Source organism: Lawsonella sp., assembly GCF_011525565.1.
Classification (GTDB): Bacteria; Actinomycetota; Actinomycetes; order Mycobacteriales; family Mycobacteriaceae; genus Lawsonella; species Lawsonella clevelandensis_A.
The window spans coordinates 2,987-17,517 of the sequence record NZ_WVRS01000005.1 but is presented as its reverse complement, the minus strand read 5'-3'; the positions used below and the strand labels follow the sequence as shown (position 1 = coordinate 17,517).

The 14,531-nt window shown below is 58.4% G+C and carries 7 protein-coding genes; 3 read left to right on the top strand and 4 right to left on the bottom strand.

From position 1 onward, the window contains the following. Positions 1-76: 76 nt before the first annotated feature. Positions 77-1,624 (top strand): acyl-CoA carboxylase subunit beta, encoded by a 1,548-nt coding sequence (locus QZV76_RS04270; RefSeq protein WP_290598567.1) that lies wholly within the window; start codon positions 77-79, stop codon positions 1,622-1,624. Between the two features lie 165 nt (positions 1,625-1,789). Here the strand turns inward: QZV76_RS04270 and QZV76_RS04265 are convergent, their stop codons facing one another. Both QZV76_RS04265 and QZV76_RS04260 read right to left on the bottom strand, forming a co-directional pair. Continuing rightward, the gene (locus QZV76_RS04265) at positions 1,790-5,278 is read right to left on the bottom strand and encodes an arabinosyltransferase domain-containing protein (protein WP_290598566.1); all 3,489 of its coding nucleotides are present in this window, start codon (positions 5,276-5,278) and stop codon (positions 1,790-1,792) included. A 180-nt stretch (positions 5,279-5,458) separates the two neighbouring features. Further along, positions 5,459-9,001, bottom strand: a complete 3,543-nt coding sequence (locus tag QZV76_RS04260) for an arabinosyltransferase domain-containing protein (RefSeq protein WP_290598564.1) — start codon at positions 8,999-9,001, stop codon at positions 5,459-5,461. A gap of 324 nt (positions 9,002-9,325) precedes the next feature. Here QZV76_RS04260 and QZV76_RS04255 point away from each other — a divergent pair, with 324 nt between their 5' ends. After that, positions 9,326-10,720 carry a hypothetical protein gene (locus tag QZV76_RS04255; RefSeq protein WP_290598562.1) on the top strand — a complete coding sequence of 465 codons (1,395 nt, stop codon included), beginning with the start codon at positions 9,326-9,328 and terminating at the stop codon, positions 10,718-10,720. Between the two features lie 236 nt (positions 10,721-10,956). Here QZV76_RS04255 and QZV76_RS04250 read toward each other — a convergent pair whose 3' ends face one another. Next, positions 10,957-11,499 (bottom strand): hypothetical protein, encoded by a 543-nt coding sequence (locus QZV76_RS04250; protein WP_290598561.1) that lies wholly within the window; start codon positions 11,497-11,499, stop codon positions 10,957-10,959. 45 nt (positions 11,500-11,544) lie between these two features. Then, positions 11,545-13,701, bottom strand: a complete 2,157-nt coding sequence (locus QZV76_RS04245; protein WP_290598559.1) for an arabinofuranosyltransferase — start codon at positions 13,699-13,701, stop codon at positions 11,545-11,547. Positions 13,702-14,217: 516 nt separating this feature from the next. Between QZV76_RS04245 and QZV76_RS04240 the strand changes: the two genes are divergently transcribed. Further along, positions 14,218-14,531, top strand: a 314-nt coding sequence (locus QZV76_RS04240; RefSeq protein ID WP_290598558.1) for a hypothetical protein, incomplete at its 3' end; no start/stop codon positions are given.

Genomic DNA, 14,531 nt, shown 5'->3' with positions numbered 1-14,531 from the left:
ACTACTAGCACCGTGTAACTATTGGGATAGGTGCAGGTGGACTAAAATAATGGTGCACTCAGAAAGGACAGCAACTGTGAGCATGACCACCGCCGAAAAGCTAGCTGACCTCCGGGCTAAAATGGCCCAATCCGAGGACCCTGGCAGTGAGCGTTCCAAGGCGAAGCGCGCCGCGCTGGGCCGAACAACTCCCCGCCAGCGCATCGATGCCCTCCTGGATAAAGGCTCTTTTGTGGAGATGGGGCGTTTGGCGAAAATGCCCGGAAATCCCGATAACCCCTATGGCGATGGCGTTGTCACCGGCCACGGCACTATTGATGGTCGCCCTGTGGTGGTGTACGCCCACGATAATACTGTGTTCGGCGGTTCCGTCGGTGAAGCCTTCGGTAAGAAGGTTTGTGCCGCAATGGATCTGGCTATTAAAATCGGCTGCCCCGTCATTGGTATTAACGACTCCGGTGGCGCCCGCGTGCAAGATGCCGTCACCTCTCTCGCCATGTACTCGGAGATCGGCCGCCGCCAATACCCACTATCTGGCCTATCGCCGCAGATTTCTATCATGCTTGGTAAATGCGCGGGCGGCGCTGTCTACGCCCCCGTCACCACCGACTTCGTGGTGGCCACCAAAGACTCCTACATGTTCGTCACCGGCCCGGACGTTATCCGCTCCGTCACCGGCGAGGACATCACCATCGAAGAATTAGGCTCCGCCGAAAAACAGATGGAATACGGCAACGTCAACTATGTGGCTGAGGACGAATACGAGGCCTTCGCCTATGTGCGGCGCCTCCTGTCCTTCCTCCCCACGTCCGCAAACGATCCCGCCCCGCTGGGGCGCACCGGTCTGGAACCAGAAGTGACGGACTCGGATCTGTCCCTGAACAGCATCATTCCGGACTCCGATAATGCCTCCTACGACATGATGGACGTGCTGGTCAAGATTTTTGACGATGGTGACGTCCTGGAGGTCACCCCCGGCTACGGCGCTAACCTCATTACCGCCTTCGCCCGCGTAGATGGCCACCCGGTAGGAGTTATTGCCAACCAGCCGACAGTTCTTTCCGGCTGCCTGGATGCGCGCGCCGCGGAAAAGGCTGCCCGCCACGTTGCCCTCTGCAACGCCTACAACATTCCCATCACGTTCGTGGTGGATGTGCCTGGATTCCTCCCCGGTTTCGAGGAGGAGAAGAACGGTGTTATTCACCGTGGCGCAAAGTTCCTGGATGGCATTGTGGGTGCTAGTGTTCCCAAGGTAACAGTGGTGCTGCGCAAGGCTTATGGCGGCGGCTACGCAGTGATGGGCTCAAAGAACCTGGGTACGGATATTAACTTCGCCTGGCCCACCGCCCGCATTGCGGTGATGGGTGCAGAAGGTGCCGTGAACCTGTTGAAGCGCCGCGAAATTGAGGCTGCCGGCCCGGAAGAGGGTGCGAAGATCCGCAAGCAGTTCATTGAAATGTACAACACGTATATGGCCACCCCGTATATTGCGGCGGAGCGCGGCTACGTTGATGCCGTCATTGAACCTGCTGATACGCGCCTTATGCTGCGGAAGGCTTTTGCCCAGCTGCGGGATAAGGAAACACTCCTGCCGCCGCGTCGCCACGAAGTGCCGTTGATGTAGTAGACGTTACGTGCAGACTAGGCATCGCATAGTGTGCGGTGTTTGTACGCTTTGAAATACTGAGATAAAAGGATCCCCCGCTTCCTGATGAGGTGAGCGGGGGATCCTTTTACACGGCGCTGTTAGCTGGGCATAGCCTATTCGGAACGGCCCGGCTGTTGTACCTTAGCCGATGTTCATTTTGCCGGGGTTCCATAGGCCGGAGCGTTTCTCCGTACCGTACTGAATATCGGCGCGCACTGGCAGTCCTGGCTGGCGGGTGCCGTAGGGTGTGAGTCGTTTCAGCGACCCCCACTCGCGTCCCCAATCGTCCTTCAAGTAGGTGGGCACTTCCTCATCACTGCTAAGGCCTTCAGTAATGCCGAGGGATCCACCGAACTTGGTGGCTTGCCACGTGTCCGTATTGTTGACGGTGGATTCACGGTCGGGCGAGATGCGCCACTTGGGGCGTTCGGTAACGCCAGCGTAGTGGCTGTAGGGGTGAATGCAGGGGAATTGTAGGGCGATTTCCCAGTCGAGCAGGGTGGGGTCGTCGGAGCCCACATAGTTCTGCAGGGTCACCAGGTGCGGCAGGCGCGGCGGGGTGACGGCCACCCAGTGGTCGGGGTCCAGGTTAGTGTCCTCACCGACAAGGCGGACGGCGTTGGCTTCGGCGGGGATAGCGCTGCGGGGAATACGCATGTTGCGCCAGGCAGGAATGGGGCCCACATCGTAGGGGAGTACTTGGCCCAGCATTTTTACGCTGCCGTCGGGTTGAGTGACGCCGTATTGTAGGTAGACGGGCTGCCCGTAGGATTCGTTGCCGTTGACGTTCAAGAATTTCAGGCGCCCGGCGGCGGTGAACACGATAACGGGGTGTGCGTCGTCTGCTTTAGGGAGGCTGTACCAGGCGGTTTGTAGGGTGGCGGAGTGCTGCATGCCGTACTGGTAGGAGCCTAGGACAGGGGTGGTTTTCGGGTTGAGTCCGAAGGGGAGTTTCGCATGGGAACCATTGACACCCAGGTCGGTTTCTACGCCACCGTCAATGCCGCCTTGCTGCCCGGATTGTTTAGTAAGAGAAGGCAATTCGGCTTTGTAGTCGGTGCCGGCGGTGCCTTGCTGAATGTAGACGGGGTCGGCTTCAATATGGTCGGGAACACCCCAGGCCTCGAAGTTTTTGGTGGTGGGGCCGGCGAGGGGGCCGCGGGCGATAGTGTTCCCGTCTTGGGGGGTGCGTTCCCATTCCTGGTGGGGGAGGGGTGTCAGCATTCCCTTATTGGGGTCGGGTTCAACGAGGATATTGTCGGCCATCATGCATTTGTGCCCGGCGAGAACATCCATGTTGCCTTTCGCCACGGAATAGGCGGGGTATTGCGAGATAGCGGCCTTGCCGAAGGTCAGTAGGTAGAAGGCAACGGTGAGCCAGGCAACGACGGTGACGGGGGCGGCACCCAGAATGCGGAGGCGTTCGCGGCCTTTCGCAGTGGAGGGTTCCTTGGGGGGTCGGAAGTCTTGCGTCATGTGCTGCCAGCCGGCCACCAGGAAAGCGATGATGGCAATGACCATGACAATCTTGAAAAGCTCCACCCCGTGGATTTGGGGGACTTTGTCGAACCAGGGAATGTGGTAGTGGCTGACGAACCACCAGTCGTTGACGGTAGCCAGGGAGAATGCCAGGACGAATCCCATAGCGCCCAGGACGAGGCTGCGGTTACGGCTAGACCGGAGGGCTGTATTGCCGATGGCGAGGGCGGCCAGTGCCGCCAGAATGGGGGCGATGCCGGCGTAGGCGCCGAAGTGGTGGGTCCACTTGGTGGGGCTGAACATCATGAGGATAAGAGTGCCGTAGGTGATGCCGAGGGCACGCCAGCTGGGGCCGGGGTCAGCGCCCGTAATTTTACGATTGCGGAGGAGGACGACCGTCACCACAATAAGGCAGAACAGCATGGTGAAGACGGCAATGCGGCGGGACATGGAGCCGTCCACGGTTTGAATGGTCAGCCAGAAGTAGCGGAGGACTTCCCGGTACCAGGGCATGTTAGGGCCAATATCGCCGCGGACGCGGGTGGCTTCCCGCACAGCACCAATGTTGTGGTCGCCAAAGACGCAGGTCAGAACAGCAAAGCCGGATGCGGCAATGGGCCCAATTTGGGCGGCCACGCCAACGCGGGGGCGACGTTCCCGCATAACGTGAAGGAGTGGGCGAATGGCGGCGACGAGGGCGGCCACAGCCATCAAACCCGTGGGGTTGCCGGAGAGTGCCAAGGCAGCGGTAAGCACAGAGATGGTGGCGGGCAGCATCCGATGTGTGGCAATGCTTTTCTCCAGCAGGGCCCAGGTGAGCAGGGCCATCATGGCGACGAATGGTTCAGGGCGCATGCCATTGTTGAACGCCATGTGGAAGATGAGGAAAACACCGGCGGCAGTCCAGGTGGTGATCTTGCGCTTGTAGAGGCCTTCACCGAGGCGCGGAATGATGGATTTGGAGATCAGCATCCAGGTGAGGACAGCGCAGATGAGGGCGGGGAGCCGCACGAAGGGGCTGGTGGGGTTGGCGGCGGCGAAGCCTTTCAAAATGTCGTAGTAGGGGGAGCCGAAGGGGGATTCGGTAACGCCATACCAGCGGTAGTAGTTGGCCATGTAGCCGGCACCCTGGTTCACTACCCGCACCATGGTGTGAATGTAGCCGTCGTCGGAGGTATTGGCGCCAATGAAATGCCAGATCAGCAGGATAATGTAGACGACGGCGTCCAGGGCGGTGAAGCTGCTCCAGTGGCTGCGGATAGTGCCGTCGGGGCGCCGGTAGCCGGTGGGGGTGTGAGGTGTGGGTTGCACGATGGCGTCTATGCGAGCCAGGGCGATCCAGCTGAGGATCATGCATATGACGCCAATAATCATGGCGAGGAGTTTCACCAGGGTGGGGCTGGTGGTGAAGCGGGTATCAATGTGGACGGTGACTTTCATGCCCTGGACGGCAGCCTGCGGGGTGTCCAGGGGAAGGTCGGAGAAAATGCCCATGGTGATGGGGCGTAGGTGGGCATCATCGGAGGTGAAAGTGACGGGGTTACCAAGCCCGGTGACGCGGGCGCGGGCACCGTCTTTATCCACCTCAATATGAATGGTGCCGTCGTGGGCGGCTTCTACCTCACTGCGGTGGAGGGTAAGGAAGGGGGTGTCGCGGGAGAGAACGTCCACGGTGTGTTCGGAGACGCGAATGAAAAGACCGCGCTGGGTGGCCTGCAGGGATTGTCCGGGGAGTGTACTGGCAATAATGCCGTCTTTTTGGCCTTTCATGGCCTGGATAGCGGAGAACGGGACGTCTAGGCTAATGCTTTGCGGACTGTGTGCAATGAGTGGTGCCTCAACGCTTTTCACGCTTTTATGCTGCGGCCAGGTGACGGTGGCGGTGGTCTGGTTGACCGGCAGGAATGGGGCCAGGATAAAAAGGACCATGCCGAGGAAACCGGTGATGGCGGCCGTCAGGCGGGCTGCCTTAAGATTCCAGAAACCGGATACGCGATCATGTGATGTGTTCTGTGACGCGCTCTGTGGTGTGCACTGTGATGTGCGCTGTGTCGTGTTCTGTGATGCGTGGCGGTGTGTATGGCCGTGTGTGCGCCGGTGCGATGTGTGGTGCGATGTGTGGCGCGAGGTGTGAGGTGCAGGCTCAGACATGCCCCTCATTCTACCTAGTACCCCCTGGGCTAAACCTAGTCGAGGCAGTCTCGGCCACACCCCGACCTACCCTGGTTTAGCCCAGCCTACCCAGAGTCATGCCTAGGCCATGTCGGGTGCTCTTAAGCCACACCCCGGACTGTCCCGGCGCACTAGTGCTCCGGGGCTAGTGGCTTGGGGCTAGTGGCGTTTGGGGGCTGGTGGGGTGTCCCGCATGGTGCCGGGTGTGTAGAAGCCACTCACTTTCTTTTCGGTGACGGTGACGGCGGCGGGGGTTGCTGCCGGGTCGCGGGGGATGAAGCGTTGTAGGGCGCCCCAGTCTTGTAGCCAATCGTGGTTGAGGTAGGTGGGGACGTTTTCGGCGTAGTAGAGGAGGTCTGTCCAGCCGAGGGGTCCGCCGCCGAAAGTGTCCTCCCAGGAGTTGGCGGATTCAACGTTGCGGCCGTTCGGGAGGATACGCCACTTGGGTTGTTCTGCAATGCCATTGCGGTGGTGGTAGGGGCGTTGGCAGGGGAAGGCAAGGCCCACGGACCAGTCAATGAGAACCGGGTCGGTGCTGCCCACAACCTCGTTGAGGGTGCGGAGTTGGGGGGCGCGCGGCGGGGTGACGGCTATCCACTTGTCTGTGTCGAGGGAGGTGTCGTCAACACTTATGCGGATAGCGGTGGCGTTGGCGGGAATGTCGTGGGGGCGGCGGAGCCGTAGGTTGCGCCAGCTGGGGGTGGGGCCGGGGTCCATGGGGACCAGGCGGCCGGCCACCCGATAGGTGCCGGTGCCGGGCGCGTCAGTGCTGGGCGCGCCGGTGCCGGAAGTGCTGGCGTTGGGTGCGGTGAGGTCGTCCGTGGTCCATTCCACGTGTACGGCCGTGTCTTTAAGTGTGCCGGCAATGGTAAGGACCAGGAGGGGGCTATCGTCGCGCTGTGCGGGTAGACGATACCAGCTGGTGACAAGGTGCGCGGATACTTGGTTATCGGGACGGTAGGTGCCCAGAATGGGAACATCTAGGGGGAGGCCGAAGGGGGGAATCTTGTGGTTTTGCCGATCGGGGGTTTCTACGGCATCACCAGTGTTCAGTTCAGTTTGGTTGTCGTCGATACTGTCGGGCAGGCCACCTTCCTGGAAACCATTGCGGACAGTACCAGCGAGAGCGTTGGCGAGGCTGCCCCCGTCAACGGGGTGGAGGATCCAGCGGCCCGGATCCGGCTCTACAAGTACTTGGTCGGCCAGGGAGCAGGGGCGCCCGCGGAGTGCCTCCATATTAGCGGACCCCACGGTGTAGGCGGGGCGGCGGCTAATGTAGGCGCCCAGGAAGGACGCCAGGCTGAATGCCACCACGAAAGTGCTGAGAACAGCCAGCACAATAGGTTTGCTGGCCAGCCAGTTCGTGGTTTTACGAATGGCGGGTTTGCTGGTGGTGCTTAGTTTGTGGTCAATGCTGGGGAAGAAGTGCAGAATGGCCGCCACTAGCAGGAAGAGGAGTGCTAGCCCCAGGAACCAGGTGGAGATGGCTTTACCGCAGAAGGTGGGGAAGTTTTGCTCATCGTGCGTGGTGTTAATACCGAATTGGCTGACGTACCACCAGTCATTGTTGGCGGTGAAAGCCAGCGCGGTCACGGCGACGGTGGTGGCGGCGGCTAGCCAACGGTTGCGGGTGACGGCAATACCTCGGTTTGTCATAAGGACGGCACCTATTGCGCCTACAACCGCGATAATGCCGGTGAAAGTACCGAAGTGGTGCGTCCACTTGGTGGGGGTGAGGGTGAGGAGGAGGAGTGACCCAATGCTAATGCCGGCCACGCGGGTGAGGACGGGGGTGGAGAGGCCCGCAATGGGTTTGCGTCGGGCAATGATGAATACCATGATGCCGAGGATCATGAGCATCATGAAGATGGGGAAGCGGCGGGTGACGGAGCCGTCGGGGCTAATGCCGAAGAGGGCAATCCAGCGGGCTTTATCCTCGAACCAGCCCAGGTTGGGGCCAATTTCGGTGCGGACGCGCACAGCTTCTCGCATAGCGCCCAGGGTTTGGTCGGCGAAAACCGTGTAGAGGATAAGGAAACCGGTGGCCAGAATGGGGAAAATAATACTGACAATAGCCAGCCCCTTGCTGGCACCTTTATGGGCACCCTTGCCTGCCCCTTTGCTGCCTTCGCTGCCCTCCCCGGCGGTGCGGAGGGTGTAGACACCCATGCGAATGTTCTGCCAATAGCTGCGGAACCCGGCGAAGAGAATAGCCAGGCACATAATGCCGGTGGGGCCAGCACCAATAGCGAACGCGGCAGCCAGAATAGCGAACGCGCCGGGCAGCAGAGTGCCGTTAGCAATGGCGCGCTCTACCAGTGCCCAGCAGGCGATGAAGAGGACGGCCTCAATGGGTTCGGGGCGGAGACCATTGTCGAGGGGCATCCAGCAGGCCAGGTAGAACATGCCGGCGGTCCAGTAGGCGATGGTGTTGGTGCGGAAGGCGGCGCCCAGCCGGGGGATAAGACTGTGGGAAATGATGAACCAGCTGATAATGCCGGCGAGCAGGGTGGGGATGCGGATAAAGGGGCTGGCGGTGCTGATCCGGGTGAGTGCCTGGAGGATACTGTAATACCAGCCGATGGGAGATTCGGGGGAGCCGAGCCAGCGGTAGTAGTTGGAGATGTAGCCGGCGTGGTCGGCGACGCGCGCCATGTTCAGGAGGTAGCCGTCGTCGGAGGTGTTGGCGCCGAAGAAGTGCCAGACAAGCAACAGAATGGTGACGACGGCGTCCGTCACCCACACGCCTACGCCGGGTTTGCTGACGCTGGCTACGTCTGCACTGTCTGCGTCTGTGGTGTGGCTGTCGCGGCGGTAGCGCCAGCTCATGCGGTCAATGCGCCATAGCATGACTAGGCTGGCCAGGCTGGCGACAATCCCAAGAACCATGAGAGTGGTTTTGAGGGGGGTGGGGCTGGTGGAGAAGCGGGTGTCTACCACCATGTGGGCGGTTAGTCCAGGAATGCGGGTGCCATGCGGCAGGGTGGTGAAGAAGCCAACAACTTGTGGGCGGGTGGTGGAGTCGGTGGCAAGTTCGCCACTGATGGGGCTGTCGGTTTTGGGGTTGTCACTATCCGCTGTTGACATGGCGAAAGTTGTGGCGGTGGCGGTGACAAATACGGAGGGGTCGGAGGGTCCGGCATCTGCCCGTACTGTGGTGGTAATGCGGCAGTCGGCGGGCTGTTTCTCTAGTTCAGAGACGGGAATGGCGAACAGGAGGTGGCTTTTTGAGGTGATGGAGAGGGTGTCGGTGCCGGTGCCGTCGGGGGCGCGGCGGATCTGCATGCCCTCACTGCCAGCATTAGCGGATTTAGCGGGAACAGTGGAGAAAAGAAGTGTGTTTTGGGGGGCGTTGGTAACGCTACCGCAGGGGAGTGTGACGACCAGGTTTTGCGGTATGTAGGAGACGAGGGGGGAGGTGATACCAGCAGGCTGGGTGTTTTGGTTCCAGTCGATGGTGGCGACGCTTTGCTGGACGGGAAGAACAGCGGAGGCGATGGCCAGGAGGAAGCCAATAATGCCGGTGATGGTGGCCAGAATGGCGACGCGCTTACCGTGCATGTTCCCGCGTGCGCCCTTATGTGTGTCCCTGCGTGTGTTGTCGTGTGAGCTCTCGTGTGTATCGAGTGCAGGCTGGGAAGTGGACGTGGCGTCTGTGGTCATACTGGTGGGGTTTGTGCTCTGGTGGGGGCTGGTAGTCACGCTCTAAGCCTACTTGTTTGCCACTATTTTCGGGATATGGGTGTCAGGTAGATGACGTTCTTGCTGCTTGGAGATTAATCTTTTGTGTAAATTTTTGTTTTTTAGTTGAACAGATGGCGAGAAAATAACACTGTACCAGTGCATCCGCATAGACAATACAGCAGTATTTTCTATTAGAAATGTTGTAGCACTGTATTTTTAGTGTTTTTCCGACGATAAATAAGAGCTCCTGCACTGGATAAATAGGTAGGTAGTTCGTACTACTATGACGGGTGCGGACACGTTGTAGTCCATGCAAAATATGTTGTCTTACAAGGAGTTTTTGTGAGAAAGTTTCTAGTTTCTGGTGGTGTCGCTATTGCGGCAGCTGCCGTGTCGTTGTGCTGTGGTGGTGCGGCGGCAAATGCTCAAGAGGTTTCTACCGGGCACGTGTCCGCACAGGTGGTTAACCATGTAAAGGAAGCCACTGCTGGTGTTCTTCGTAATGCTCAGCAACGTGATGTCCAGCAAAAGTCTCCGATGGTTCCTACTGGTGAGGTACTCTCATTCCTGGCTGATTCTCTTAATCTGGCTGGTCGAGATGTGCTGACAGGAAAGGTTGTCCCTGCTGGCAAGAACGATACGGCCGGTAAGGACGGTAAGAATAACGCTGCTGGCCAGGCTGGTCAGAAGGGCTCTGTTGGTCAGAAGAATAATGCTATCCAGAAGAGTATTGCCGATAAGAACAATACTGCTGACCAGAATGAGGCTGCTGTAGCTTTTGTTGCGAAACTAAAGGATCTTCTGGCCCAGGTGAAATCCGGTAATCTTCCTCTTCCTGCTCCGCAGAAGGGGGATGATCCCAGTGCTCAAGGGGGAAATGCTCCTAGCGCTGAGGAGATTATGAATATTGTGAAAGCGTTCGCTCCCCGAGCTATTGCGCTTGCATCAAATTTCATGCATGCGGGGGTAGCCATTGTTGTGGGAACGGTTGCTAGTGGTATAGCTGTTGGCCTGAAAAGTGCTATTGACGGTTTTCTTGTTGGACCGCTAGTGAATGTTCTTCTTGCCCCTGTATTCTCAGCACAAATAACGTCTAAATTGCTGTTCATTCCCCTACTGCCAGTGGTATCTGTGATGGTGGGATGGGCGCTACTTCACTGGCCTGCGTGCGCACTGCTAGTGACGAAGGCACTACCTCTTTCTCCGGTACTTTTTATCCCGACTGTTCTGCTTAGCGGAATTGCGGTCACTGTGTACGTCGTGAAAGTTGTCTTAAGTTTCGTCCTGTTACTGATTCCGGGGCTTCGCGGTATCGGTCTGTTGATAGGTGTGGGCTGCCTATTGAAGGCTGTCTTAACAATTCTTGGTGCTATTAGTGTTGTTGGAATACTTATGCTTCCTCCCTTTGTCCCCGTTGCTATTGTTGGGCTGGACAGTATTCTTGGCTCCATACCGGGCTTCTTTATAGGGTTGTTTATCCCTGTTATTGCCCGTCTTGTTATTGGCGCTCTTAGTGGAATGTTTGTGGGGCTTAAGCTTGGTACTGTCGTAGGCCTTGTAGGCGGTTTCGCTGTGAATGTTTTGGGTGGTTCCGCTGATCTTATGCTGGCCATTATGTATGCATTCTTTGTTAATCCGCTAATGCGTAAGAATTCGCCGCTGAATGATCCGCAGGAGCCGGGTAAGAAGATCGGAAATCTTATTCCTCGCCCCACTGATTACGCGCTTGCAGCGTAAGTGAGATCTCCGGCTGATCCCATACTGGGCTTATCTGTAGGGCTTATCTGCAGGTAAGAACTGGTAAGGGATAGAACCGGTAGAGATAGAAGAGTACTGTACCGTACACGTTCATAAAAGAAGTTAAGGGTGGCGGCTCCGTAATGGAGTCGCCACCCTTAACTATCCTCAACTATGGGGAGTCTGTTTTGCGCCTGGCTAGCTAGTAACTAACGCTGTGCCTATAAGGAATGTGCTTATAGGAATGTTTTGATGGTGAATTCTTTTTGGTTGTCTTCACTCTTTTGGATTAGTTCAACTTCTTCCCTGGTAAGTGGCCCAATGAGGTTAATACCGTTGGCTTTAGTGCCTGCAGCGCAGCGGGCGGTTGCTCCACCGCTTCGGTGTGCGGGAATGGCGAAGGGGCTGTTGGCTGGTTTGTAGGTGGTGCGGCCATTCTGGTCTTTAACGGGGCAGGTGGTGGTGATGATGGCGTAGTAGTGCGTGTTGGTGTTGTTGACGCACTTGGCGGAGGCTTTATTGTCCTTGAGGTTGACGGTGCAGCTGGGGCGTTTGCCGTCTTTCATTTCGTGGCGGATTTGGCTGCCGGTGGGAATGTTTTTGTTTCCCCAGCTCAGTTGGCTGGCGTCTTTGGCGAAGGGGTTACGGTCGCTTAGTGGGCCGAGGGGGCCTTCTGGTGCGGTGTCGGAGTTTGTGTCGGCGTGGGCGATGGTGCCGGCGCTGGCGAGGGCGAGGAGGGCGCTGGCGGCTGCGCTGAGGATTCGTGTCGTGTTCTTCATAGTCCCAGGATACCGTGTCTTAGAATGCTGCCACGTGTAGTGTGGCTAGTGCTGTGTGGTGTGGCAGAGCCGGGTCACTACCGCGAACGGCCCCACGTTTTTCACCAGGAAGCAGTGGTGCTGGAAGAGGCTGGCGGGGAAGGCGACGGTGTAGTCGTGCACGTTGGGCTGGTTGGGGTAGACGTCTTCGCTAAGCAGGAGTGTGTAGGTGTTGCCGTCGCGGTGGAAGACGAAAGCATTGGGGGCTGGGTAGGGGCTGGTGTTGAGTTTGTGGAGGAGGTCGTCTGTGCTGGTGGCGTGCGCCCAGTCCTCGATGAGGTGGTTGCGCTGCTCGTAGAGGCCGAGAGGATTGGCGTAGTGGGGGCTGATGGCTTGGAAGGACCAATAGGGGTAGTAGGCCAGGAGTGGTTCCTCGGTGGTGAGGATGGTGATGTCGTGGGCGGTGGCGGGGTGTCCTAGGCGGGTGGTGGCACCGTCGAGGAGTGCCTGGTTGACCTGCGGGTAGTGGGCGGCGTCGGTGGCGGGTTCGCGGTTGGCGCGGGTGCCGTAGCCGTCGGTGTCGGAGTAGGCCAGGCGAATGTCACTGTCGAGGGTGGCGGGAATGTTTTGGGCTAGGCCTACCCCAAGGAGAACCACAATAACGGTGATGACGGCGTGGACAGTCCGGGCAGTACTCGCGTTATCGCCGCGTTGTTTTATGCGGGTGAGGGTGTAGCGGGTGCCGTCGGCTATGCCGCAGACGCCGGCGAGGGCGAAGGCGAGTATGAGGGGGAGGTTAATGCGGAAGCCGAGGAGGGTGACGCCGCCGGCGACGTCCACCATGGAGATGAGTTCCCAGAGGTACATGGCGATAATGCCGATGCTAAGTGCTTGGGCCATACGGCGTTTGCGGAATGCGGCAACAAGCCAGATAAGGCCGATGAGGGAGAGGAGCCCCACAATGTCGGGTGTGAACATGGGGAGGAGGAGGCTGGCGGAGTCCTCGGGCAGGTAGTGGAGGGCGCTGCCGCTGGTGCTGTGTGTTGTGCCGTGTCCGTCGGCCAGGTAGTGGCCCCAATGGATAAAGGAGAGGGCGAGGGCGCCGGCCCCCATAATGAGGAGCCGCAGTATGGGCTGCCATGCGCTCCGTCGGGTGCGCTGCGCGCTGGACGTGTTGTCCTGTGTACTGGGTACACTGCGCTGCGTGTTGCGCGTACTGTCCTGCTCACTGCGCATATCACGCTGCTTGTCCCGCTGCTGGCGGGCGCGGTGGATGGAGAGAGCTATCGCCATGAGGACGAGGGTGAGGGCGCCGAGGGCGGTAAAGAGGGTATAGGTGCAGGCGCCGAGCCCTAGGAGGATAGCGGCACCGGCGGCGTCAGGCCAGCCGTTGGCGGGTGTGTCGGGTTGCGGGTGGAGGGCGCGCCAGCCGAGGACGAAGACGAGGGGGAGCGTCATGGCGACGATGGCGGCGTAGGGTTCGGCGCTGCCGTAGGCGGTGGTGACCAGTGCTGTCGTTGTGCCGATGAGGATGCCGAGGTCTGGGCGGACGATGGTGCACCAGAGGGTGGTGATGATGCTGGCGGTGAGGGCGAGGGAAATAATGGCCCAGGGTTTGAAGGCTTCCCAGCCGGGCAGGTGGACGAGGTTGGCGTAGCGGCCGCCTAGCCAGAACCAGGCGCTGGGGTAGTAGGGTGACATGCCCTGGTAAGCCATGTCGTGGAGGGTGGTGCTGTCGGTGAGTCGGGTGAGGTATTCGGTGCGGAAGGCTTGGTCTGCGCTAATGCCGTGGAGGTAGAGCTTGGTGGCGGAGAGAGGGAGGCCGAGGGAGACGGTGACCAGCGCGGAAATGGAGAGGGAGGCAAGGAATCCGGGCCCGAAGTGGGTGCGCCACACACTGGTACGGGAGTTTTTGTGCGACTGTTTCTGGGAGTTTGTCAGTTGGTTCAGTTGCTCGAGCTGTGTGCGGTGGCGTTCTGCGTATCGGCGTTCTGCGTGTGCCCAGGCGGCGCAGCCGAGGACGATCAGGCAGAGGATTACTTGGGCGACAGTGGTGAGGCTGCGGATGAAGTGGCTGTTTCCGTAGGCGGGGAAGTGGTTGTGGGTGAGGACCCAGAGGATAAGGAGGGGGAGGAGGAATCCGCCGAGGAGTGCGAGGAGGTTCAGGAGGGTGAGTGTGAGGGTATCGCGTCGGGTGCGTTGTGCTCCGTGTGATGGTCCCATGGTGCTCCTTTGTATCCTTATTGTCGCGCCGGTATCTGTTCTACGACGATGCGAGCTGTCTTTAGGGTACTTGTTTGCTGATATTTTTGTTATTGGTGTACTGTTTACCTAGTGTTCACTATTGGATATCTATGATTATCCGATAACGTTCTCCAAAAGTAAGACAAGTAGACGCATGAGTGTGTCTCACTGTGCCTAAGCAGTACAAAACAGCGCACAGTGTAGTACATTTGCATTTTCCTATCACTGTAATAAGTTTATATTTTTCTCAGGTAAATCCACAGGTTAGGGGTTTCTTAAATATAACGGGGGTAGTTTTGGGGGTACTTGTGTTGCTGTTTATTTTTTCATTACTTTGTAGTAACTATTTCGCACGGCTTACGATTCTTCCGTACTGCTGAATCGTTTATCCTGTGCCACTGAACTCAATCGTATATTGGGAAGCTTTTAAGAATTTCTTGAGAAGCTATTAAGTGGCGTTCGCAGGATGACTCTCATCTCACTTTTGGAGTTCTAGTGAAGAAGAAGTTCGTGTTGCCTGGTGCGGCTGCTTTTGCCGCAGCTGCGCTGTCACTTTGCCTCGGTGGAGGTGTGGCACATGCACAGGAGACGGCAGATCTTCCTGCTGCACCTGTGCAAACTCATTCACTCCACGCCGCTAACCTTAATCCTCTGAGTGTTCCCCAAGAAGAGGGCGATGGTGAGGGTAGTTCCCCCAACGTCCCCGTTGGAGACATTCTATCATTCCTCTCTGATTCTATTTACCTCGTTGGCCGCGACGTTCTCGGTAACATTGCTGGTGCCGGTGCAGGTGCCGGTGCCGATGCTGC

Excerpts from the sequence above, each read along its gene's own strand:
- QZV76_RS04245 (WP_290598559.1), bottom strand. The coding sequence starts at position 13,701 with ATGGGACCATCACACGGAGCACAACGCACCCGACGCGATACCCTCACA.
- QZV76_RS04265 (WP_290598566.1), bottom strand. The coding sequence starts at position 5,278 with ATGTCTGAGCCTGCACCTCACACCTCGCGCCACACATCGCACCACACA.
- QZV76_RS04250 (WP_290598561.1), bottom strand. The coding sequence starts at position 11,499 with ATGAAGAACACGACACGAATCCTCAGCGCAGCCGCCAGCGCCCTCCTC.